Source organism: Micromonospora sp. URMC 103 (assembly GCF_051386435.1).
Lineage (GTDB): Bacteria > Actinomycetota > Actinomycetes > Mycobacteriales > Micromonosporaceae > Micromonospora.
Genome location: NZ_JBPQTR010000003.1, coordinates 40312 through 61148, shown reverse-complemented (window position 1 = coordinate 61148; position 20837 = coordinate 40312). Strand labels below are relative to the sequence as shown.

At 71.7% G+C, this 20837-nt stretch carries 16 protein-coding genes and 2 pseudogenes; 5 read left to right on the top strand and 13 right to left on the bottom strand.

All coding sequences use genetic code 11. The annotated features are described in order from the left end of the window. Positions 1-238 precede the first annotated feature (238 nt). Together ACSNOA_RS00670 and ACSNOA_RS00665 are read left to right on the top strand one after the other, a co-directional pair. Positions 239-559 (top strand): WXG100 family type VII secretion target, encoded by a 321-nt coding sequence (locus tag ACSNOA_RS00670; protein WP_436656162.1) that lies wholly within the window; start codon positions 239-241, stop codon positions 557-559. A 30-nt stretch (positions 560-589) separates the two neighbouring features. Continuing rightward, the gene (locus ACSNOA_RS00665; RefSeq protein ID WP_436655124.1) at positions 590-883 is read left to right on the top strand and encodes a WXG100 family type VII secretion target; all 294 of its coding nucleotides are present in this window, start codon (positions 590-592) and stop codon (positions 881-883) included. Positions 884-978: 95 nt separating this feature from the next. On the opposite strand, the gene mycP is transcribed toward ACSNOA_RS00665, so the two are convergent. Further along, on the bottom strand, positions 979-2322 hold the full coding sequence (gene mycP, locus ACSNOA_RS00660; RefSeq protein WP_436655122.1) for a type VII secretion-associated serine protease mycosin: 1344 nt from the start codon (positions 2320-2322) through the stop codon (positions 979-981). 152 nt (positions 2323-2474) lie between these two features. Here mycP and ACSNOA_RS00655 point away from each other — a divergent pair, with 152 nt between their 5' ends. Both ACSNOA_RS00655 and ACSNOA_RS00650 read left to right on the top strand, forming a co-directional pair. Then, positions 2475-5756 (top strand): SseB family protein, encoded by a 3282-nt coding sequence (locus ACSNOA_RS00655; protein WP_436655120.1) that lies wholly within the window; start codon positions 2475-2477, stop codon positions 5754-5756. Continuing rightward, complete coding sequence (locus tag ACSNOA_RS00650; protein WP_436655118.1) at positions 5753-6118, top strand: hypothetical protein; 366 nt, start codon at positions 5753-5755, stop codon at positions 6116-6118. The genes ACSNOA_RS00655 and ACSNOA_RS00650 overlap by 4 nt, the downstream gene beginning before the upstream one ends. 16 nt (positions 6119-6134) lie before the next feature. On the opposite strand, the gene ACSNOA_RS00645 is transcribed toward ACSNOA_RS00650, so the two are convergent. The 9 genes and pseudogenes from ACSNOA_RS00645 to acs all read right to left on the bottom strand — a co-directional run bounded on the left by ACSNOA_RS00645 (position 6135) and on the right by acs (position 18172). Then, the gene (locus ACSNOA_RS00645; RefSeq protein ID WP_436655116.1) at positions 6135-7067 is read right to left on the bottom strand and encodes an alpha/beta fold hydrolase; all 933 of its coding nucleotides are present in this window, start codon (positions 7065-7067) and stop codon (positions 6135-6137) included. Between the two features lie 92 nt (positions 7068-7159). After that, on the bottom strand, positions 7160-7642 hold the full coding sequence (locus ACSNOA_RS00640; RefSeq protein WP_436655114.1) for a hypothetical protein: 483 nt from the start codon (positions 7640-7642) through the stop codon (positions 7160-7162). A 120-nt stretch (positions 7643-7762) separates the two neighbouring features. After that, positions 7763-10183, bottom strand: a complete 2421-nt coding sequence (locus tag ACSNOA_RS00635) for an immune inhibitor A domain-containing protein (RefSeq protein ID WP_436656160.1) — start codon at positions 10181-10183, stop codon at positions 7763-7765. 323 nt (positions 10184-10506) lie between these two features. Further along, complete coding sequence (locus tag ACSNOA_RS00630) at positions 10507-12822, bottom strand: immune inhibitor A domain-containing protein (protein WP_436655112.1); 2316 nt, start codon at positions 12820-12822, stop codon at positions 10507-10509. Positions 12823-13201: 379 nt separating this feature from the next. Then, positions 13202-13954, bottom strand: a complete 753-nt coding sequence (locus ACSNOA_RS00625; protein ID WP_436656158.1) for a hypothetical protein — start codon at positions 13952-13954, stop codon at positions 13202-13204. A gap of 117 nt (positions 13955-14071) precedes the next feature. Then, positions 14072-14395: pseudogene (locus ACSNOA_RS00620) on the bottom strand (hypothetical protein); the annotation flags it as partial. After that, positions 14281-15234 (bottom strand): annotated as a pseudogene (locus ACSNOA_RS00615) (M6 family metalloprotease domain-containing protein); the annotation flags it as partial. The pseudogenes ACSNOA_RS00615 and ACSNOA_RS00620, both read right to left, overlap by 115 nt. Beyond that, complete coding sequence (locus ACSNOA_RS00610) at positions 15158-15910, bottom strand: hypothetical protein (protein ID WP_436655110.1); 753 nt, start codon at positions 15908-15910, stop codon at positions 15158-15160. The gene ACSNOA_RS00610 and the pseudogene ACSNOA_RS00615, both read right to left, overlap by 77 nt. A gap of 273 nt (positions 15911-16183) precedes the next feature. Then, a complete protein-coding gene (gene acs / locus ACSNOA_RS00605) occupies positions 16184-18172 on the bottom strand; it encodes an acetate--CoA ligase (protein WP_436655108.1) in 1989 nt (662 codons plus the stop codon). A 193-nt stretch (positions 18173-18365) separates the two neighbouring features. Here acs and ACSNOA_RS00600 point away from each other — a divergent pair, with 193 nt between their 5' ends. Continuing rightward, positions 18366-19115, top strand: coding sequence for an oxidoreductase (locus ACSNOA_RS00600; RefSeq protein ID WP_436655106.1), 750 nt, complete (start codon positions 18366-18368; stop codon positions 19113-19115). Between the two features lie 6 nt (positions 19116-19121). Here the strand turns inward: ACSNOA_RS00600 and ACSNOA_RS00595 are convergent, their stop codons facing one another. The 3 genes from ACSNOA_RS00595 to ACSNOA_RS00585 all read right to left on the bottom strand — a co-directional run bounded on the left by ACSNOA_RS00595 (position 19122) and on the right by ACSNOA_RS00585 (position 20833). Beyond that, positions 19122-19331 (bottom strand): hypothetical protein, encoded by a 210-nt coding sequence (locus ACSNOA_RS00595; protein ID WP_436655104.1) that lies wholly within the window; start codon positions 19329-19331, stop codon positions 19122-19124. Positions 19332-19402: 71 nt separating this feature from the next. After that, a complete protein-coding gene (locus ACSNOA_RS00590) occupies positions 19403-20209 on the bottom strand; it encodes an HAD family hydrolase (protein ID WP_436655102.1) in 807 nt (268 codons plus the stop codon). Positions 20210-20560: 351 nt separating this feature from the next. Further along, positions 20561-20833, bottom strand: a complete 273-nt coding sequence (locus ACSNOA_RS00585) for a tyrosine-type recombinase/integrase (protein ID WP_436655099.1) — start codon at positions 20831-20833, stop codon at positions 20561-20563. Between the last annotated feature and the right edge of the window lie 4 nt (positions 20834-20837).

Genomic DNA, 20837 nt, shown 5'->3' with positions numbered 1-20837 from the left:
CCGCCGTCACTCGCCGCCACGTCACCGCCGCACATCGTAGGCGATCGATGGTGGCGGCGTTGTCCACAGGGAAACGGACCGGGGTAGCAGAAGAGCTACCGGACGGCTACCGTCAGCCACGAGTTCCGCTGACCCCCGCGCCCCGAGGTGCGCGACGTTCGGGGGCGTGAGCGGCGCGTCCCGCAGGACGGGCGCGCCGACGGCCAGCCACGATCGAGGAGACGAGGTGAGGTCCGGAGTGTCCCAGACCCAGGCAGAAGCCGCGGTGATGCAGCAGACCGCCGCGAAGTTCGAGCAGGTCGACGGGTCGCTGCAGTCGATGCTCAGCAGCCTGATGGCCGAGCTGGAGGTGTTGCAGCAGGCCTGGCGCGGCGCCGGCGGGCGGTCCTTCGAGCAGGTCAAGCAGCAGTGGGCCCAGGACCAGGCGGCCCTGCAACGAGCCCTGCGGGAGACCGCCGGCGCGATCCGCACCGCCGGGAGGCAGTACGACGCCTCCGACACGGAGGCGGCCAGCCGCGTCTCCGGCACCAACCGCGGCGGCATCCAGCTTCCGCTCTGACCGATCCGATCCAGGGGAGGGATTCCGCAGGTGGACCACGGTGTACTGGTCGTCAACTTCGCCGCGCTGCAACAGGCCGGCGCGGACATCCAGAAGGCGTTGAACACGCTCGACTCGCAGCTCGGCCAACTGGAACGCGACGCCGCGCCGCTGGTGGCCGGCTGGACGGGCGAGGCCCGGCAGGCGTACGAGCAGCGGCAGTCGCGGTGGCGTGCCGCCTCGCAGGACCTGCAGGCCATGTTGCGCGACATCAAGCTCGCGGTGGACGACTCCGCGGCCGACTATCTCGACACCGAGAAGAAGAACGTCGGCCTGTTCCAGTGACCGCGCGGCCGCGGGACGCACGGCCGCGACCGGGCCCTGCGGCGAGCCACGCCGACGGCGGCGCCGACCTGTCCCGGGCCGGCGTCGCCGCCGGGTCAGTCGGCGTCGCCCGGCCGCCAGCGCCGGCGGGCACCTCGCGGCAGCACCAGCGCGACAAGCGTGACCACGACGACGACGCCACCGGCAGCCGCCGCCACGACGAACGCGCGGTCCCGGGCGGCCGTCCGCCGGGCCCGCTGCGCCAGCCGCGCCGGGTCGGCCCGCTCGTCGGCGAGGGCGGCCACCGGGCGGGTTCGGCCGGTCGCGCCGCCGGTGGTCTCGGTGACCGCGCGGTAGGGGTTGAGCACGCCCGCCCCGTACCCGCCGCCCGGCGCCGGGTCGGCGCTGGCCGTGATGCGCTCGGCCACCTGGGCGGCCGTCAGCTCGGGGCGGTACTGCCGCAGCAGCGCCGCGGTGGCGGCGACGAAGGGCGTGGCGTAGCTGGTCCCCTCGGCGCGCTGGTGACCCTGACCGGGCGCGGCCATGAGCACGTCGCTGCCGGGGGCCACCAGATCGACGTACGGGCCGGTCTGGGAGAAGGGAGCCCGGGTGCCCGCCGCGGTGATCGCACCGACACCGAGCACCCCGTCGTACGCGGCCGGGTAGGGGCGGGGATTCCCGCTCTCGTACAGGTTGCCGGCGGCGGCCACCACCACGACGTCCCGCGTCACGGCGTAGTCGACCGCGGCTCGTACGGCCGGGTCGTCCGCGTAGAGCACGACGGAGAGGTTCAGCACGTCGGCGCCCTCGTCCACCGCCCACCGGATGGCCCGGGCGAATTCGGCGGCGCCGACGGTACGCCCCGACTCCCGGCCCTCCACCACCTGCTGCTCGCTGACCCGCACCGGCAGGATCCGGGCGTCCGGCGCCAGACCGCGGAATGCGACGCCCGGTCGCGCCGCCGCGGCGATGATGCTCGCCACGCCGGTGCCGTGGCCGGCGCAGTCCCGGGTGCCGTCACCGCCGTCGTCCAGCAGGTCCGTGCCGTCGCGCACCCGCCCGACGAGCTGCGGATGCTTCCGGTCGACTCCGGAGTCGACGACCGCCACCGTCACACCAGCCCCGGTGGCGAGCGGCGCCAGCCGTTCGGGGGCGTACCGCTGTTGCGGCCAGGGCGTCGCCGTGACGGTCCGGGCTTGGGCCGGCACGCTGGAACAGCCGGGCGTCGCCCGGGCGTTCCGGGCCGACAGGACGGGGCGTCGCGCCGGCACGCCGACCGGCCCGCCCGCCGTTCCGGACGTGGCCGGTGCTGCGACCCCGCCGAGCGCCGTGACCCGGGCCGGCACGCCGGGGTCGGTCGCCGTGCCCATCCCGGTCGGCGCTGGGAGCGGGGCAGGTGCGCCGGCCAGCACCACGGCGCTCAGAGCCGCCAGGAACGGCCGCGTCGTCGGCCGGGACATCGACAGCCTCCGTATCGTGTCGGCTCCGGGACGGGATGCTATCGCCTCGACGGCGCACCGGCGGGGCGCCGCCGGGGTGCCATTGTGATCTTGTTACTACCTTGTAGGTTGTAGGCGATGCCTGTGGCCTGTTCTCGGGAGGAGAGGTGGCCGTGACCGAATGGGAGCCGGCCACGGAGGCCGAGGCGGCGATGCGGGACGCATTACGCGCCCAGGACCAGGAGCGATACTTCCGCATCCTGGCCCGCACCGACCTCCTTCTCCCGGTCACGCAGGCCACCGCGCAGGCGCCCGCCGGATGGGGCACCTGGACGAGCGGCGGCCGCACCCACGTGCTCGCGTTCACCTCCGCCACCGCGCTGCGGACGTGCCTCGGCGAGCACGCGGGCAGCAACCGCCGCCTCCCCTACGCCGACCTCGCCGCCGCCTGGCCGAATCCTGAGTGGTGGCTCGCCGTCAACCCGGGCCTGCCCGTCGAGGGCTACCTGCCGGCCTGGTTCGTGGCTCAGCTCTCCCGAGGCGACGTGCGGCTGCCCGGTCGCACGCTGGGCGCGCGCGCCCGCCTGGAACGTGCCGAGTCGCTGGCCCGCGCTCGCGCCAGCGGAGCCGGTCGAGACGCGTCGCCGGCCGCCGGCCGCCCGGAGACCGGCCCGCCGGCGGCCGGGCTGTCCGGCCGGGCCCCGTTCCACGGTGTCGACCCCGCCGCCAAGACGCCGCTCGCGCCCGACGCGACCGGCCCGGCGTCCCGGGTGCCGGCGCCCGCTCCGGCGCCGGCCGCGCTGCCGCTCCGCCCCGGCCAGAGCAACCCGAACCGCTGGCCCGGCGAGGCGACGCCGAGCGGCTGGCCGCCGCCGCCCGCCGACCCGGCCCGCCCGGCCGCCGGGCGTGACCCGAACGACCTCGGCCGGGCCGCCGGCGCGGAGCAGGGGCGTCCCGGCTGGTCCCCGCCGCCACCGTTCGCCCCGCCGGACGCGCCGCGCGTCGGGCCCGGGCCCACCACCGGGCGGCCGTCGTCGGTCCGTACCGGGGCGAGCGAGGACGCGGCGCGGGCCACCACCGGAAACGGCAGGACGATGGCCGGAGGCGACGCGTCCCGTGCCGCGGGTGAGTCCGGCGACCCCGCCCGCCGCTCGTTCTTCGAACCGGCGTCCGGGCGCGGGGCGTCCTTCCGGTCACCGCTGCGGCCGGCCGACCGGGCCACGCCGCCCTCCCGGTTCGGTCGGAGCGGCCAGCCGTTCCCGCGGCGGGGTCAGGACTCCGAGCCGACGCAGGCGTTCTTCGCGCCCGACCGGGAGCCCACTCCCGCGCCGCGGCCGCCGGTCGACGACGCGTGGCCGGGCGCGTTCCCGGCTTCCGGCGCGGAGACCACGCAACCGCTGCCGAGACGTCGTCCCACCCCCGATGCCGACGAGCCCACGCGCCCGTTCGGTCTGACCGGCTCGTCGGGCGGTTCACCCGGTCCCGGCGCGGCTGCCGACACGACCCAGCCGCCGCTTGGCGATCGCCGTACGCGAGCCGAGGACCTGGATCCCGTCGAGGAGCTGCCACCGTCCATCGCGGAGCCGGTGTCCGCGCCGCCGGCGCCCCGCCGAGGCTTCACGCCCATCGTCATCGAGGGCACCATCGTCGAGTCGCGGGACCTCACCGACCCGGCGGAGGACGCGCCCGCACCCGGCCCGCTCGGCGCGGCGGGGTCCGCGGCGCCCGGCAGGTTCGGCGCAGCGACATCCGGCCGGTTCGGCGCGGAGCCCACGGCGGCCGATGCCCCGCCCGGAAACGGACGTGCCGGCGCGGATTCCTGGGGCGATCCCGCGGGTGGCGCGACCACCGACGCCGGCGCGGATCGGTGGCGTGACCTGCGCGCGGGCGGCGCGGCCGCGGAGCCCGGCGCGGATCCGTGGCGTGACCTGCGGGCGGGCGGTGCGACCGACGCCGGGGGAGCACCGGCCGGCGCCGATCCGTGGGGCGGCTCCGGAGCGGGTGGCACGGCCACCGCCGGCGACGCCCCGGCCGGATCCACCGGTGCTGGGCGCGGCGCGGAGACGGCGAGCGACGCGACCGATCTCTGGACGCCGCGATCGAGCCGGACGCGAGACACCGCCGACATGCCGGACGGGTCGACCGTTCCCGGGGGACCGGCGGCCAACTTCTTCGAGCCGTCCTCCGGCGGCGACGACGGCACGCCCGCCGAGCCGGCGGCAGCCGCCGAGCCGCACGCGGCCGACACCACCGATGACCGGGCGGCCTGCGGCGCGGACGCTCCGGTGGCCGGCGGCACGGAGACCCCGACGGCCGGTGCCGCCGGCTCCTGGGTGGCCGGCACGGGGACCGGGACGCCTGGCGCGGCCGGCTCCTGGGTGGCCGGCACGGAGACCGGGACGCCCGGCGTGGCCGGTGCCACGGGCGCCTGGACCGCCAGAGCCGGCAGCGGCCCCGAGGCCGGGGTCCGCCCGGAGGATCCGGCGGCGGACTTCCAGCCGGCCAACGTGGTCGAGGAGGACCTGCTCGGCGCGGCCGGCGCGCGCAGCACCGACACCTTCCTCTCGACGCTGCTGCTCGCCCGGGTGCTGCTGCCCGTGGCGGCCGCGTCGGCGCCCGGCAGCCGGCCGGGCGACCCGGGGTTCGTGTGGCGTACCGAGGAACTCGACGGGGAGACCTTCGTCGTCGTCTACACCTCACCGGAGCGGTTGGCCGACCACGCCGACGGTGACATCGAGACGGTGCAGGTCCGGTTCGTCCAGCTCATCCGGCGCTGGCCGGACACGACGTGGTCCTTCGCGGTGAATCCCGGCACCCCCGTGGGCGCGAAGCTGCCCGGCGAGCAGATCGTGGGGCTCGCGAACTGGGCGGCCGAGGTGGGCCTCGGCGACGACGCGGAGACGGAGGAGTCGCCCGCCCCGGCCGAGCCGGCCGAGCGTCCCCGCCCCACGCCCCGACCCGCCGACCCGACCCGGCCCGTCGTCATGCAGAAGGCGGTGGCGCCCAGCCAACTCGCCTACTACCTGGAGCGCGGCTACGACCGGGTCTCGGGCTTCGTCCACCGCGCCAACGAGCTCAACCACCTCAACACCCCGGCCCAGTTGTACGACGCCCTGGGGCTGAATCACCCCGGCTCGCCCTTCTCCCGCGACGCCGACGAGATCTACGTCCTGCGCTGGCCGGCGTACCGACCGAGCCTCTACCGCATCCCGTACGGGGGGCAGAACGAGGCGGCCATGCGGGCCATGGAGGGGTGGGTCATCGAACGATCGCCGTTCCGCGGCAACGGCTTCGCGCCGGGCGAGAGCAGCGATGTCGTGGCGGAGTTCAAGGTGGACAGCGCCCGGTTGCCCCACGGCGCGCAGCTCTGGCGGATCGGTGTGGACGGCACCGAACGGGTCGTCGCCGTCCTGGACGCCGACACGACGCGCTGGCGGGAGGTGGAGGCCCCGTGATCCGCGACGGCTACGTGGCCCGCTGGCGCGGCCGGGAGTACCAGGCCAGCCCGGACGGCGACGAGGTCCGCCTCTACCAGCCGGAACCGGGCGAGGGCTTCGAGGAGGTCCGGCCCGGGCGGTACGTGCGGGTGCTGCCGGCGGCTGAGGTCGAGGACCTCGCGTACGTGCGCACCACCTGCACCTGGCAGGGGCAGCCGTTCATCGTGCTCGGCGAGCACGACGGCTGGCTGCGGGTGGAGTACACGGGCGGGCGGTGGCCGGTGGCCCAGGCGTTGCGGCTGGAGGCGTTCGACTTCGGCGTCTACCAGGGGTGGGCACCCGCTGCCGAGGTCACCGACCTGCGCGAACGGCGCGTCTGAGGCAGCGGACGGCCGCTCAGGTCTTCGCCCAGCGCAGGACCTCGCCGAGCACCACCTCGGGCGCCTCGACGTGCGGGAAGTGGCCCACACCGTCGAGGAGCCGCCACTCGTACGGGGCGACGACGTACCGGCCGGAGCCCTGGGCGGTGCGGGGCAGGGCGGCGACGTCGAGCGCGCCGTGCAGTTGCAGGGTCGGGGTGACCAGCGGCTTCTGCATCAGCTTCACGAAACGGTAACCGTGCAGCCGGAGCGCCGACCGGAACGCCCACCGGTAGCCCTCCAGCGCGCAGAACGCGGCCTGGGGAATCCGCATGGCCTCCCGGCACCGCAGGGCGTACTCGGCGAAGCGCGGGCCGGCCACCCAGTCGGGCCCGCCCCAGCGCCGCAGCAGCTCCTCCACGACGGCCCCGCCGTCGCGGGTGAGCACGTGCTCGTACCGGGGCAGCTGGAACTTCAACGCGGGGGTGGAGGCGGCGAACTGCCCGCGCGGGTCGGCGACGATGGCGGCGCGCAACCGCAGCGGGTGCGGTGCGCCGAGCACCACGAGCCGGCGTACGAGCTGCGGGTGGAAGGACGCGACCGTCCACGCGATCATGCCGCCGGCGCCGCTGCCGACCAGGGTGGCGGAGCGTTCGCCCAGGGCGCGGATCAACCCGGCGATGTCGGCAGCGAGCGTGTAGCCGTCGTACCCCCGTGGCGGCTTGTCGCTGGCGCCGTAACCGCGCAGGTCGACCGCGACGGCCCGGAATCCGGCGTCGGCGACGGCCGGCAGCAGCTCGTGCCACGCCCACCAGTGCTCGGGGAAGCCGTGCAGGAAGAGCACCATCGGGCCGGCGCCCGCCTCGACCACGTGGAACCGGCTGCCGTTGGCGCCGACGAACCGGTGCGTCCAGGGCCCCTCGGTGAGGACGCAGGACTCGTCGACGGGTCCGCCGTACTGGTCGGTCATTGCCCCAGCCTAGGACCCGGCCCCTCCGCGGTGGTGTCGGCTGTCCGCCGGGTGGGGGCGAACCGACGGTCGGCAGACCGAGCGTGGTCGGGTCAGTCGGAGACGATGCTCATGGGTGTGCCCGACCCGCAGTCGATGCGCGCCTGGAGCGTGGTGACCCGGAGCGTGACGAACGCTCCGGTGCGCAGCTCGCCGACGTCCGGGCCGTGCAGCGCGTACTCGGTGCCGTCCTCGGCCACCAGCCCGTAGCAGGGTCCGCTGCCGCCCCGGGTCACGAACCCGCTCACGTGACGTGGTTGCAGGTCGGTGGGTGGGCTCGGCTTGGCGAGCGGCGGGCGCATGGTCGGCAGCGCGGTGGTGGGCAGCGGCCGGGCGGGGGTACGGGTGGCCGTCGACGGAGGCGGACCGCTCGTGCCCGTCGGCGGTGGGGTGGCCGGGGCCGTGGCCGGGAGTGTGGCGGTCACGGCCGGGGCGGCGTTGGTGGCCGGCAGCGTGGAAACGCCACCGTCGCCGGCGCCGCCGCAGGCGGTCAGCGCCAGCACGGGGAGGAGCGCGAGAACGGCGCGTGGAGGCATCGACACGCTCCTTGGACGGTCCCGCGGAGCCCGCGGTTCCGCGGGCGCGCGGATCGGTGGGCCGGAAACGGCAGCGGCGCCCGGGACATCCCGGGCGCCGCCGTCGTCACCGTTGCCGGATCAGGAAATGCGGATCTTCATGGCGGTGCCGTTCTGCTCCAGCACCTTGATCTTGACACCGGTCGCGGGGAGCTTGACGCCGTGGTTCGGCAGGTCCTCGTAGAAGTACTTCTTGGTGTCGTCGAACAGCGGCTGGGCGTCCTGGCCCCGGATGTAGCTCGCCTGGCTGTTCAGGTGCAGGGTGAACGAGTCGGCCTTCTTGAGGCTGAACGGCGCGTCGTACACCTGGACCCGGGCACGCCACGGCTGGCCGGAGAGGTTGTAGATCGGGCGCGGGTGCGCGTCGATGTACAGGTTCCGGCCCTCGCCCGGGTGGGCGACCGTGTTGTTGTCCGCCCAGCGGGTGTTCCAGTACGAGATGAGCAGGCCCTCCTGGTACGCGTAGTGGTCCACCCAGTCGGGGCGGGTGTTCGCGTAGCCGAAGAAGTACGGGCCGGTCTTCAGGTACTTGTCGTACGAGACGTACGACCGGTTGCCGGCGATGTAGAAGTTGTCGAACTCCCGGGTGTAGGTCGCGCCCACGACGCTGAAGCCGTCGAGCGCCCAGCCGGCGTCGGTTTCGGCGCCGTCGCTGAGCACCGGCTGGCCGTCGGCGGTCACGGTGATCGCGTCACCGAAGAAGCCGCCCTCGGACACGCCCAGGTCGGTCGTGTAGCGCAGGCGGATCTGCGCGACCTTGCCGGCGACCGAGTTCAGCGGAAGGTTGATGTCCACCCACGCACCGTCGGTGCTGCCGTCGAGGGCTGGCCGGCCGTCGTGGTCCCGGCCCATCGGTCGGCCGTCGACGGTGCCGTCCAGGGGGGCCCAGGTCTGCCCGCCGTCGCTCGAGGCCTCGAAGTAGAGGTAGTCGAACCCCTGCTCGATGCTGTACTTCCCCTTGAGGGAGAGCGCCGCCGAGGACTTGCCGGTGAGATCGAACTCCCTCGTCATGGTGTTGTTGAGGTTGTCGTCGTTACCGGAGAAGTACTGCTTCGAGCCCTCGAACGGCGCGCCGTAGTCGAAGGTGTACTCCCGTTTGGGCAGCACCACCACGGCGGCCTGCGCGTCCTTCGAGTTGTACTCCTGCGGGCCCAGCTCGATGGTCCGCTTCTGGCCCGCGTTGACGATCTCGTAGTCGAGCCAGCCGAGCTGGAGCTTGTTCCACGCGCCGAGGTCACCGCCGCGCTCGCCGATGCCGGCGTCGTTCTTGCCGCTGAGCCGGCTCTGGGCCATGAGGGTCCAGTGCTCGTTGTTGTTGTCGGCGGGGCCGTAGTCGTCCGGCAGGCCGAGGTCGTGGGCGTACTCGTGGTAGAAGACGCTGCGGCCGCCGTTCTCCGGCTGGATCGTGTAGTCGCGGACCCAGAGACCGGTGTTGCCGATCTGGGTGCCGCCGATCGGGAGGTTCGGCGGGCCGACCGGCGAGCTGTTGAACGCCGACCAGCGGTGGCTCCAGATGGCGTCCTCGCCCTGGTGCGGGTCACCGTCGGCCTGGTCGCCGCCGGAGTGGACGATCTGGAAGTGGTCGATGTAGCCGTCCGGCTCGTTGAAGTTGGCGTCGCCGTCGTAGTCGAACCGGTCCCAGGTGTCGTACGACTTCAGGTCCGCGGCGATCTGCTCCTCGGTGCGACCCTTGGCCTTCTGGTCCGCGTACCAGACGTTGATGGCGTCGCGGATGAGGTCCCAGGTGTTCGAGCAGACGTTGTCGCCGCAGACGGCCCGGTCGTCGCGCGGGTCCGGCTCATGGCCCGGTTCCGGGTCCGGGATCGGGTCGTCCGAGCGGCCGTAGCGGGCCTCGTTGTAGGGGACCTTGACCCAGTCGGTGACCATGCCGTCGACCGTGTAGCGGCCCGAGGACTGCGCCTCGTAGTACTGCTTCAGCGACTCGTCGCCGGGGTTGGTGCCGAAGTACAACTGGCGGAAGTGCTCCGGGTTGTAGTCCGGCTGCCAGACGGTCGAGTTGTCGACGGCCCGGTTGGGCTGCGGGATCTGGTTGTGCAGCGGCCCGTCGAAGGTGGTCGGCCCGGCGATGTCCGGGTTCATGTCCTTGTCCGGGAAGTCGGGGTGGCGCTGGTCGCCGAACTCCGCCAGGATCACGAAGATCTTGTCGGTGCGCTCGCGCTTGAGCTCGACGTACTTGTGTCGCCTCTCCTGCTGCCCGCCGCTGGTGCGGGCGTTGGTGCCGGTGCCGTTCGTCTCGTCGACCTTGACGACCGTGCTTCCGTTGACCTCCATGGGCTTGCTGCGGCCGGTCAGCACGTCGGCCAGGCCCTGCTGACGCAGCTCGCGGCGCTTGTCCTCGAGCTTGTCGGGGAGTTCGTCCTTGGCTGCCTGGGGTTCGGCGGCGGTAGGAGCAGCTGCCGGCAGATTGGGCCGGGGCGCCGCCGAGGCGGACGGGCCGTAGACGAGACCCGTCGCCGTCAGTGAGAGCCCGAGCAGACCCACTGCGACTTTGCGCACGTGGTACCTCCGGTGAAGAAGGAACCGGTCCTACGGGGGTGGACCGGCGAAAGATCGATCCCACAGGGGGGACCACTGGTGAACATAGACACTGGTGGGACGGGTGGGAAGATGCATGCGTCGATTTGTTGCAAGATTTTGTTTACCGCGTCGCTGTCCGTAACACGACAGGCGTGCTCGCAGGTCAGCTGATCGGGGCGAGTGGGCTCTGCGCGCACGTGCACTGACGCCTTTCGATCAGCTTGATCGAGGGTACGAAAAAGGGGCCGGCGGCGTTTCCGCCACCGGCCCCGATATTGATCGATGGATCAGTTGCTGACCCGCACGACCATGTCGTCGGTCGGCTTCGTGCCCTGCTTCACGATCTCGATGCGGGTGCCGGTGCCGCCCACCTTCACCGAGTTCTGCTCGTTCTCCGGCGACCAGTAACGGTCCACCACGCTGTCGTCGAAGACCGGGGTGGCCTTCAGCTTCGGCACGGTGACGGCCACGCCGTTGAGGCGGAAGACCTGCGCGGGCTTCTGCATCAGGCTGAACGTGGCGTCGTACGGGTTGCGCCGGTTGGTGATGGTGCCCTGGCCCGGAACGGTGATCGGACCCGGGCGGACGTCGACCGGCAGATCGAGGCCGTAGCCCGGGTGCTCGGACGTGTTGTTGTCGCCGTAGGCGTAGTTCACGTACCAGACCAGCATGCCGGGCTGGTTCGCGAACCGGTCCACGAAGTTCGGCCGGGTGTTGCCGTAGCCGAAGTTGTACCCACCGGTCCGCAGCGTGTCGTCGTAGCCGAAGTAGGTCCGGTTCTCGGCGATGTAGAAGCGGGGGTACTCGTCGGTCACCGTGCCGCCGGTCCGGGTGAAGCCCTTCGCGGTCCACTCGGCGGCCAGGGTCTCGGCGTCGTCGGTCCACGCCACGGCGCCGTTCTTGGTCAGCGTGATGTTGTCCAGGAACGGACCGGCGTAGTGCACGCCGAGGTCGCTGGCGTAGCGGTACCGGAATGTGACGGTCTTTCCGGCGTACGCCGACAGGTCGTAGGTCGAGTCGACCCAGGCGCCGTCGCTGGAGCCGTCGATGCCGGTCTGGATGCTGCCGTCCGGGAGCGTGTCGTGCAGCGAGTTGGTGAGCGCCTTCCAGGTGGCGCCACCGTCGGTGGACACCTCGGCGTAGAGGTAGTCGTAGTCCTCTTCGGTCTCGTACTGCAGCTTGGAAGTGATCGACGCGGAGGTCGCGCCGGTCAGGTCCAGGGTGCGGGTCAGCGTGCTGTTCAGGTTGTCCGCGCTGCCGCCCCACCACTCGTTCGCCCCGCCGAACGGCGTGTTGTACTTCGTGGTCTGGGTCTGCGGCGGCAGGTTCACGACCACCGCCTGGGCCTTCGGCCCGTCGCTGTCACCCGCCGGGCCGAGCGTCACCTGGCTGGTGCCCTTGCCGTACTCGACCGTGGAGTGGTTCAGCCAGCCGAGGAAGAGCTTCGACCACGGGTCCATGTAGCCGGGGGTCGACCCGATGTCGTCCTTACCGTGGCTCAGCCACGACCCGGAGGACATGAGGCTCCAGAAGCCGACGCCGTTGTCGCCGCCGGCCGTGTCGTAGAGGTCCGGCAGGCCGAGGTCGTGGCCGTACTCGTGGGCGAACACGCCCAGGCCGCCGTTCTCCGGCTCCGTCGTGTAGTCACGGATCCAGAGGCCGGTGTCGCCGATCTGCACACCGCCGGCCAGGTTGCCGGCCGGGCCGGCCTTGCCCACCAGGTTGGTGAACGCGCCCCAGCGGTGTGACCAGATGGCGTCCTCGCCCTGGGCGCCGCCGCCGGCCTCCTCGCCCACACCGGCGTGCACCGCCTGGAAGTGGTCGATGTAGCCGTCGGGCTCGTTGAAGTCGCCGTCGCCGTCGAAGTCGTACCGGTCCCAGATGTCGAACTGCTTGAGGTAGTCCTTGATCTGGTCCGGGGTCTTGCCGGCCTTGACCTGGGCGTCGTACCAGGAGGTGGCGCTGTCCTTGATGAAGTTCCAGGAGCCGTCGTCCTCCGGGATGGCGTTCGAGCCGTACCGCGCCTCGTTGTACGGCACGGTGACCCAGTCGCTGACGTCCCCGCCGACGGTGTAGCGGCCGCCGGACTGCTTCAGGTAGAAGTCGCGGAACGACTCGCCCTCACCGTAGAACATGTCCAGGTAGTGCTGGCGGTCGTACTTCGGCGACCACGAGGTGCTGTTGTCGTCGGTGGCGTCGCCGTCCCAGTTCCGGTCCGGCTCCGGGATCTGCCCGGCCACCGGGCCGGCCGTCCCGCCGGTGTTCGGCTGGGTCTTGTCGCCAAAGTTGATCAGCATCGTGAAGATCGGGTCGACCTTCGGCGGCTGCTGGTACTCGACGAACCGGTCCTTGACCTTGATGACCTTGGAACCGTGGCGGGTTTCCAGCTTGGCCTTGCCGGAGAGCAGGTCGGCGATGGCCTGCTTGCGGATCTCCCGCTGCTGATCCGCCTTCTGGTCGGGGAGGTTGTCCCGGCCGTGCGCCTTGTCGGATGAGGGGGTCGGGTTCGCCGCCGGGGCGCCGGAGGCCGGCGTCGCCACGACTCCCGCCGCCAGCAGCGCGGCCGCGGCGGTCGCCAGGCCGGCTGTGACTCGTCTCCTCAAAGGGTCCCTCCTCTGTGGATCTGTTACACGACAGAGTGCACACTGGCACCGACTGTCATGAGATGCGTCACTCACCCTTACAGAGGTGTGAGCACTTGTCACGGGGCAATCGCGAGAGACCACTCGGCGCTTGGAAACCCTTTGCCCGGATAAATCCGGGCCTTTCATCCGTAGCCTTAGGCAACTGTTAAGATTACGTTTTGATCAAGATCACCAATAGTGACGGTGATTATGGGTGCCCCGGAAGAAAGCGCCGGCATCTGCGGATATGTCACACGCGACGGTGCAGGCGGGCGTACGAGGATCGCCGGAGGGCGGAACGGCGAGCGGCCCGCCCGGAGCGATGCGCTCCGGACGGGCCGCGACGGGAACGGTCAGGTCACCGCTTCGCCGGAGTCACGTAGACCCAGGCGGCCGAGTTGTCCTTCGCGGCCTTCTCGATCTTGATCGACACGCCGTAGTTCACGCGCATGTCACCGGGGTTGCCGGTGCCCAGCGTGATGGCGCCATCGTCTAGGGTCACGCCGTAGAACTCCGGCGCCGGCTTTCCGTTCGGGTAGGTCACCCGGGTGGTGTACGGCGCGTTGTTCCGCGACGGCAGGACCACCGAGGCGTCGCTGTCCCGCGCGTACGGTGCCCCGTCGCGCATCTCGATGCCCGGGTACCAGCCCTTGGCGTCGGTGAACGCCTTCACCGGCTGCTGCGAGCCGAACTTCGTGCAGTACGCGCTGTACGGCTCGCCCGCCGCCTCCAGGCACTCCTGGAAGGGGTACGTCGGCGTCAGCGAGAACGCCGCGTTCGACGACTGCGGACGGCTGGGCAGGTTGTCCGTCACCGACGGGTCCTTCACAGCCGCCGCACCCTTGCGACGCAGCGGGTCGAAGTGCGAGTCCACGATGAGCAACCCGCCCTTCGCGCCGTAGCTGGGCAGCGCGGTTAGCTGAGCGGTCACCTGGTTGGAGTCGCCGAGCGCGGTGTCCCGGTACCAGACCAGCATGCCCGGGGCGTTGTACGCGATCCGGTCGACCTTCCACGCGTCGCGCGAGTAGACCGTGTCGTAGGCGTACTTCAGGCCCTCGTCGAAACCGTCGAAGTTGCGCCACTCGGCCAGGTAGTAGTGCGCCTGGATCATCGTGCCGCTGTCGATGTACCAGCCCTCACCCGTCGTGTCCCGGAAGGTGCCGCGGGTGGCCGTCCAGCCGTTGGCGCCGTTCTCGACGTCGTCGCTCCAGGTGGTGGCGCCACCGCCGGTGACCGAGAGGTCGTCGGCGAACCAGTCCCGCTCCTCGAAGGCCTCGTCGGTGGCATACCGCAGCCGGACCTGGATGGTCGTCCCGGCGTACGGCGACAGGTCGACGTAGTCGTGCCCCAGCCGTCGGTGCTGCCGGTCAGGCCGTACTTCTTGTCCCCGAAGTCGTGCATCCGGCCGTTCGGGTCCGGGTAGTTGTCCGGCGTGGAGACCGCGGTGCCGGCCTCGTCGTACACCTTCTGCTCGGTCCAGGTGGCGCCGCCGTCGGTCGAGACCTCGACGAAGCCGTAGTCCCAGTCCGCCTCGATGACGTAGTTGTTCCACATCCAGAACTTCGCGTCGGCCGCGGCCGGGACCTGGACCGAACGGGTCAGTTTGACGTCGGCCCATTCCTGGTCGTTGCCGCTGTGCCACATGTTCGCGCCGCTGTGCGGCGTGGCCAGCGTGGTGACCTTGTCGGGCAGGTCGACCTTGATGCCGTCCTCGGTGCCGACCGGGGTACGCGAGGTCTGCCCGAGTTCCGCGTAGCGTGGCCGGGATCCGGGGGCCACGGTGAGCGGGTCGGCCCAGCCGAGCACCCACTTGTCCCAGATGCCCATGTGCGTCGGCAGCGCCTGGAAGATCTCGCCGGAGTGCGAACCCGAGGCCATCAGGTCCCAGAAGTCCACGTCCGAGTCGGCGTTACCGGAGGTGTCGTAGAGGTCCGGCAGGCCGAGGTCGTGGCCGAACTCGTGGGCGAAGACGCCGACGCCGGCGTCCTCCGGCTGCACGATGTAGTTCGACACCTGGAGGTTGGTGCCCGGGATCGTGTAGCCGTCCGGAATCGATGAGGAGTGCGCCCACACGGCGTAGACGCCCTGCGCGCCACCGCCGCTCGACTTGCCCTTGCCGGCGTGCACCAGCACGAGGTGGTCGATCACTCCGTCCGGCTCGAAGACGTTGCCGTCACCGTCGCGGTCGGCCTGGTCCTCGATGTCGTAGTCGGCCCACGGGAAGTCCGGGTCGCTGGCGGCCAGCGTGGCGATCGCGTCGGTGGCGAGCCGCCCGGCACCGTCCGGGTTGTCCGGGTGGCCGTTCATCGACTGCTCACGGCCGGCGACCCAGTTGCCGTTCTGGTCCTGGAAGCAGCGGTTCGCCGCGTACCAGGCCTCCGAGTGCGGCACGGTGATCCACGGGCTGGCCTGCCCGTCCACCGTGTACGCGCCCTTCGACATCTCCAGTACATGTTGTGCATGGTGCGGCCGGACAGGTCGATGCCGCGCTTGCCGTCCGGACCTTCAGGTCCTTGCGCACCCGCTCGGTGATGCCGGTCTTGGTGTAGAGCATCTTGTCGTAGTGCGCCGGCGAGAAGTCCGGCACCCACATCGAGTTGTTGTCCTCGTACCCCAGCTTGGCCGGGTTCGGGATGTTGTTGTGCTTCGGCCCGTTCTGCACCGTGCCGAAGACGCAGGTGCGGTCCTCGAACACCGTCTTCGGCACCCTGACGTTGGTGAAGTCGTCGTTGGCCTGGTCGTTGAACTCGACCAGCAGGGTGAGCAGCTTCGCCGTCTGCGTGCTCGGCGCCTGCTTGATCTTGCGCGGGTTCTTGCCGGTCTTGAGCGACTTGGCCTCGACCTTGGCCAGCTCCCGGGCCGTGACCGGGTTGCCGCCGGCGTGCTTGCGGTCGAACGCGCGGGCCGCGTCGAGGGCCGGGGCGTACACGCCGTCCCTGCCCTTGACCTCGCGGCCGGCCGTGTCCGGCTGCACCTCCGGCTCGGCGTAGTTGATGTAGTACTCGTCGGGGCCGATCACTGCCCGAGGGGCGGCGGAGGTCTCGGCCGCCGAGGCGCTGCCCGTCACGGTCAGTGATGTGGCGGCGAGAGCGATGGCGGGCAGCGCGACGAGTAGGCGTCTACGTGTGCGACGTGCGTCGAAGTGTCGCGGCCGGCGTGAACCTAAATCACGAGGGGGCCGGAGCGACAGGGGTCGGCGCGTTCCTGTATCCGTTCAGCTTCTCCGCAGTCCTCCGACCGACCGATGTGACAGCGCGTGTCGTGCGCCGATGCGGGGCGTAAGACATGACGGAGGGTGGCGGCCCCGCGGGCCACCCCCCTCCACGGCGTACGTCCGGGGTCAGTCCTCGTCCGACTTGCCCCCGCTCATCCCGGTCGCGATCAGGTCCATCACCGAGGAGTCCTGGAGCGTCGTGACGTCGCCCAGCGACCGGTGCTCGGCGACGTCCCGCAGCAGCCGCCGCATGATCTTGCCCGAGCGGGTCTTCGGCAGCTCCGGCACGAGCATGATCTGCCGCGGCTTGGCGATCGGGCCGAGCGTCTTCGCCACGTGGTTGCGCAGATCGGCGATGAGCTGCTCGCCCGCGTCGCCGCCCGTCTCGGCGCTGCCCCGGGGGATGGCGAAGGCCACGATCGCCTGACCGGTGGTCGGGTCGGTCGCGCCGACCACGGCTGCCTCCGCCACCGACGGGTGGGAGACCAGCGCCGACTCCACCTCGGTGGTGGAGATGTTGTGCCCGGACACCAGCATCACGTCGTCCACCCGGCCCAGCAGCCAGATGTGCCCGTCGTCGTCCTTCTTGGCGCCGTCACCGGCGAAGTAGACCCAGTCCGCGCCGCTGTTGGCGCCCGCGCCGAAACGCGACCAGTACGTCTCGAGGAACCGGTTGTCGTCGCCCCAGATGGTGCGCAGCATCGACGGCCACGGCTTCGTGAGCACCAGGTAGCCGCCGCCACCGTTGGGCACCGACCGGCCCTGGTCGTCCACCACGTCGGCCACGATGCCCGGCAGCGGTGTCATGGCGCTGCCCGGCTTGGCCTCGGTGACCCCCGGCAGCGGGGAGATCATGATGGAGCCGGTCTCCGTCTGCCACCAAGTGTCCACGACGGGCAGCACGCCCCGGCCGACGTTCTGCCGGTACCAGATCCACGCCTCCGGGTTGATCGGCTCGCCGACGCTGCCCAGCAGCCGCAGCGAGGAGAGGTCGTAGCCGGCGGGGATGTCCTCGCCCCACTTCATCATCGTGCGGATGAGGGTCGGCGCCGTGTAGAGGATCGTCACCTTGTACTTGTCGACGATCTCCCAGAACCGGCCCCTGTGCGGCGTGTCCGGCGTGCCCTCGTACATCACCTGGGTCGCGCCGTTGGAGAGCGGCCCGTAGACGATGTAGGAGTGCCCGGTCACCCAGCCGATGTCGGCCGTGCACCAGTAGACGTCGGTGTCCGGCTTCAGGTCGAAGACCGCGTGCGTGGTGTACGACGTCTGGGTCAGGTAGCCACCCGTGGTGTGCAGGATGCCCTTCGGCCGGGCCGTGGTGCCGCTCGTGTAGAGGATGAAGAGCGGGTGCTCGGCGTCGAACGACTCCGCGGTGTGCTCCGGCGAGGCGGTCTCGACCGTCTCGTGCCACCAGTGGTCCTTCCCGGACCACGCTACGTCCTCGCCGGTGCGGCGGACCACGAGCACGTGCTCCACCGACGGGCACTTCGCCACCGCCTCGTCCACCGTCGGCTTGAGCGCCGACGGCTTGCCGCGCCGGTAGCCGCCGTCGGCCGTGATGACCACCTTGGCGGAGGCGTCCTGGATGCGGTTGGTCAGCGCGTCCGCGGAGAAGCCGCCGAACACGACGCTGTGCGTGGCGCCGATCCGGGCGCAGGCCAGCATCGCGGCCGCGGCCTCCGGGATCATCGGCAGGTAGATCGCCACCCGGTCGCCGGCCCCGACGCCCAGCTCGGTGAGCGCGTTTGCCGCCTGGCAGGTCAGCTTGTGCAGATCGGCGTAGGTGAGGGTCCGGGTGTCGCCCGGCTCGCCCTCCCAGTGGATCGCCACCTTGTCGCCCCGGCCGGCCTCCACGTGCCGGTCCAGGCAGTTGTACGCCACGTTGAGCCGGCCACCCACGAACCACTTCGCGAACGGCGGGTTCGACCAGTCCACCACCTGGTCCCACTGCTGCGACCAGCTCAGCCGCCCGGCCTGCCGCTCCCAGAAGGCCAACCGGTCGGCCGCCGCCTCGTCGTAGGCGTCGGCCTTCACGTTGGCGTCGGCGGCGAGTTCGGCCGGCGGCGGGAACTGGCGCGTCTCATTCAGCAAGTTGGCCAATGCCTCGCTCATCCGTGCTCCTCGTCGCTCGGGGTGACCTGGGTCTCGCTGCGCAAGAGGTTAGTCCCGCCGCCCAACCGTGGCGACCGCCGCCCGGCCGCACCGCGCCCAACGGCCCCCACCGCGCGCCCAGCTGTATGGTGCCCGTCGCGTTCGGGGACGGTTGGCGGCTGACGCCGTCCCCGGGGTCGCTAGCGTGGACGAGGTGACCACGGACCCGCTCGCCCCGCTGCTCGCGCTCGCCGACGTCGCCCCCGCCACCCAGCGGGCCCGCGAGCGGTTCGACGAGGCGCTGCGGCACCGCGCGCTGCGCCGCCACGGCGGCCAGGTCGCGGCCGAGGTCAGCCTCCGGTCCGCGGTGGCCAGCGCCGCGCTCGAGGGGTACGCGTACGAGCGCGAGGCGGTGCGCGCCGGCACCGTCACCGACCCGGTGGTCCAGGGCGCGCTGCGGGTCGCGGGCGCGCTGCCCGGGCTCACCGAACTCTGGCCGAAGGCGCCCCGGCAGGCCCTCGCGAAACTGCACGTGCTCGCGGCACGCGACGTCGTACCCGAATCGGAACTCGGACGGCCCGCGGCCGACCCGGTGGTCGGCGCCCGGCTGGACGGCCTGGCGGCGCTGGTGGCCGGCGGCACCGCGGTCTCCCCGATGGTGCTCGCGGCCGTGGTGCACGGCGAGCTGCTGGCGCTGCGACCGTTCGCCGGCCCGTCCGGCGTGGTGGCGCGCGGCGCGGCGCGGCTCGTGCTGCTGGCCAGCGGCACCGATCCGCGCGGCCTGCTCGCCGTGGACGTCGGGCACCACGAGCGGGAGCCCGAGTACGTGGGCTCCGCCGGAGCCTTCGCGACCGGCACCCCGGACGGTCTCAGGTCCTGGCTGCGGCACTACATGACGGCGGTCGAGGCGGGGGCGGACCAGCTCACCCGGATCGGCGACGAGGTCCTGGCCGCGGCGTCCTGACCCGGCTCACATCCGACCTCGGCGTCGGGCCAGCGGGATCATCAGCAGGAAGAACGCCGTCGCCACGAGCCCGATGACGAGGGGGACGACCGGCCGGGAGCTGAAGCCGGTGAGGCCGAACACCACGAGCATCAGGCTGATGGCGATGCCCGAGAGGGCCAGGACCCACATGGTGCGGGGGCTGTAGGGGCCGGGACGCCGGTCCGGTGTGGTCATCGTTCCTCCCCGTCGTGGGCCGCACCTGTCCGGTGCCCGCCACGACGCAGAGGTAAACCTCGATCGAACGGTCAGGCGGTGGTCGAGGTGGCCCGGGTGCGCCGGTGCCGGCCGTACCAGGCGATGCCGATCGCGACCCCGACGCCGACGCTGAGCGCGGCCGCGGCCACCGGCACGGCCGGACGCTCGCGCAGCCGCCGGCCCAGCGGGATCGGGTGCCGGAACTCCAGGACCGGCCAGGCGTTCTCGGCGGCGATCTTGCGCAGCTGCCGGTCCGGGTTCACGACGGTCGGGTGACCGACGCACTCCAGCAACGGGCGGTCGGTGTACGAGTCGGAGTAGGCGTACGAGTCGGCGAGGTCGTAGCCCCGCTCCTTGGCGAGCTGGCTCACGGCCTCGACCTTGCTCGGCCCAGCGGCGTAGAACTCCACCTCGCCGCTGTACCGGCCGTCCTCCACCGTCATCCGGGTGGCGATCACGTCGGTGATCCCGAGCAGCTCGCCGATCGGGCGGACCATCTCCTCGCCCGACGCGGAGACCAGGACCACGTCCCGGCCGGCCGCCTGGTGCTCCTCGATGAGGGCGGCCGCCTCGGCGTACACGTACGGGTTGATCAACTCGTGCAGCGTCTCCGCGACGATCTGGCGGACCTGCTCCACGGGCCAGCCCTTGCAGAGGGTGGCCAGGTAGTCCCGGGTACGGGCCATGGTCTGCTCGTCGGTGCCGCCCAGCCGGAACATCAGCTGCGCGTACGCCGACTTGACCACGTCACGCCGTGTGATCAACCCGTCCCGGTAGAACGGACGGCCGAACGCCAGGGCGCTCGACTTGGCGATGACGGTCTTGTCCAGATCGAAAAAAGCGGCACCTCGGCCCACGGCGCGAAAGTCTAGCCGGATGGTCTATGGTCGGCGGGTGCCCGGGGTCCGGTGATCCCCGCACCAGCGGGCCGACCCGGACACCTCCGCTCGCAGTGATCGCGATCACACTCTGCGAAAACAAATTCGCAGCGAGTGGAGTGCGCACCACTCGACGTAACAGGTCCGCTCAGGCAGACTTGTCGGCACGACGAGTGCTCATATCTCGGACAGACGCAGACCCTCGGCGGTTGCACCCCCCGTAACCGCTGAGTTGGTTCGGCTCGACCCCCCCGGAGCCGAACCTCCCGACGACCCCCGTCTCCCCCCGACGGGGGTCGTCCCTTTCCGGGCTGATCGTTGCGGCCCAGGTCACAGGTCGTCTCCCATCCCGTCGAAGGCCCCATCGGAGGACGATTTCCCAGCCCGAGGCAGCAGGGAGGCAGCAGAGCTCTCGAAGGCAGCCAGGACGCGGGCGGCGTAGTCGTCCGGCGTGTGTGTATAACGATTCAGCGTCGTTGACGCCTGCTCGTGGCCCATGACCCGCTGCACCAGGTTGATCGGCACGCCGTCGGTGACCAGCCAGGTGGCGTAGGCGTGCCGCAGATCGTGGAACCGCATCCCGCCGGCAGCCTTGGCCGCCACGCAG

Bases quoted from the DNA above. Each gene is read 5' to 3' on its own strand.
- mycP (WP_436655122.1), bottom strand. From the start codon at position 2,322: ATGTCCCGGCCGACGACGCGGCCGTTCCTGGCGGCTCTGAGCGCCGTG.
- ACSNOA_RS00595 (WP_436655104.1), bottom strand. From the start codon at position 19,331: ATGACCACACCGGACCGGCGTCCCGGCCCCTACAGCCCCCGCACCATG.
- ACSNOA_RS00640 (WP_436655114.1), bottom strand. From the start codon at position 7,642: ATGCCTCCACGCGCCGTTCTCGCGCTCCTCCCCGTGCTGGCGCTGACC.
- acs (WP_436655108.1), bottom strand. From the start codon at position 18,172: ATGAGCGAGGCATTGGCCAACTTGCTGAATGAGACGCGCCAGTTCCCG.
- ACSNOA_RS00625 (WP_436656158.1), bottom strand. From the start codon at position 13,954: ATGATCCAGGCGCACTACTACCTGGCCGAGTGGCGCAACTTCGACGGT.
- ACSNOA_RS00645 (WP_436655116.1), bottom strand. From the start codon at position 7,067: ATGACCGACCAGTACGGCGGACCCGTCGACGAGTCCTGCGTCCTCACC.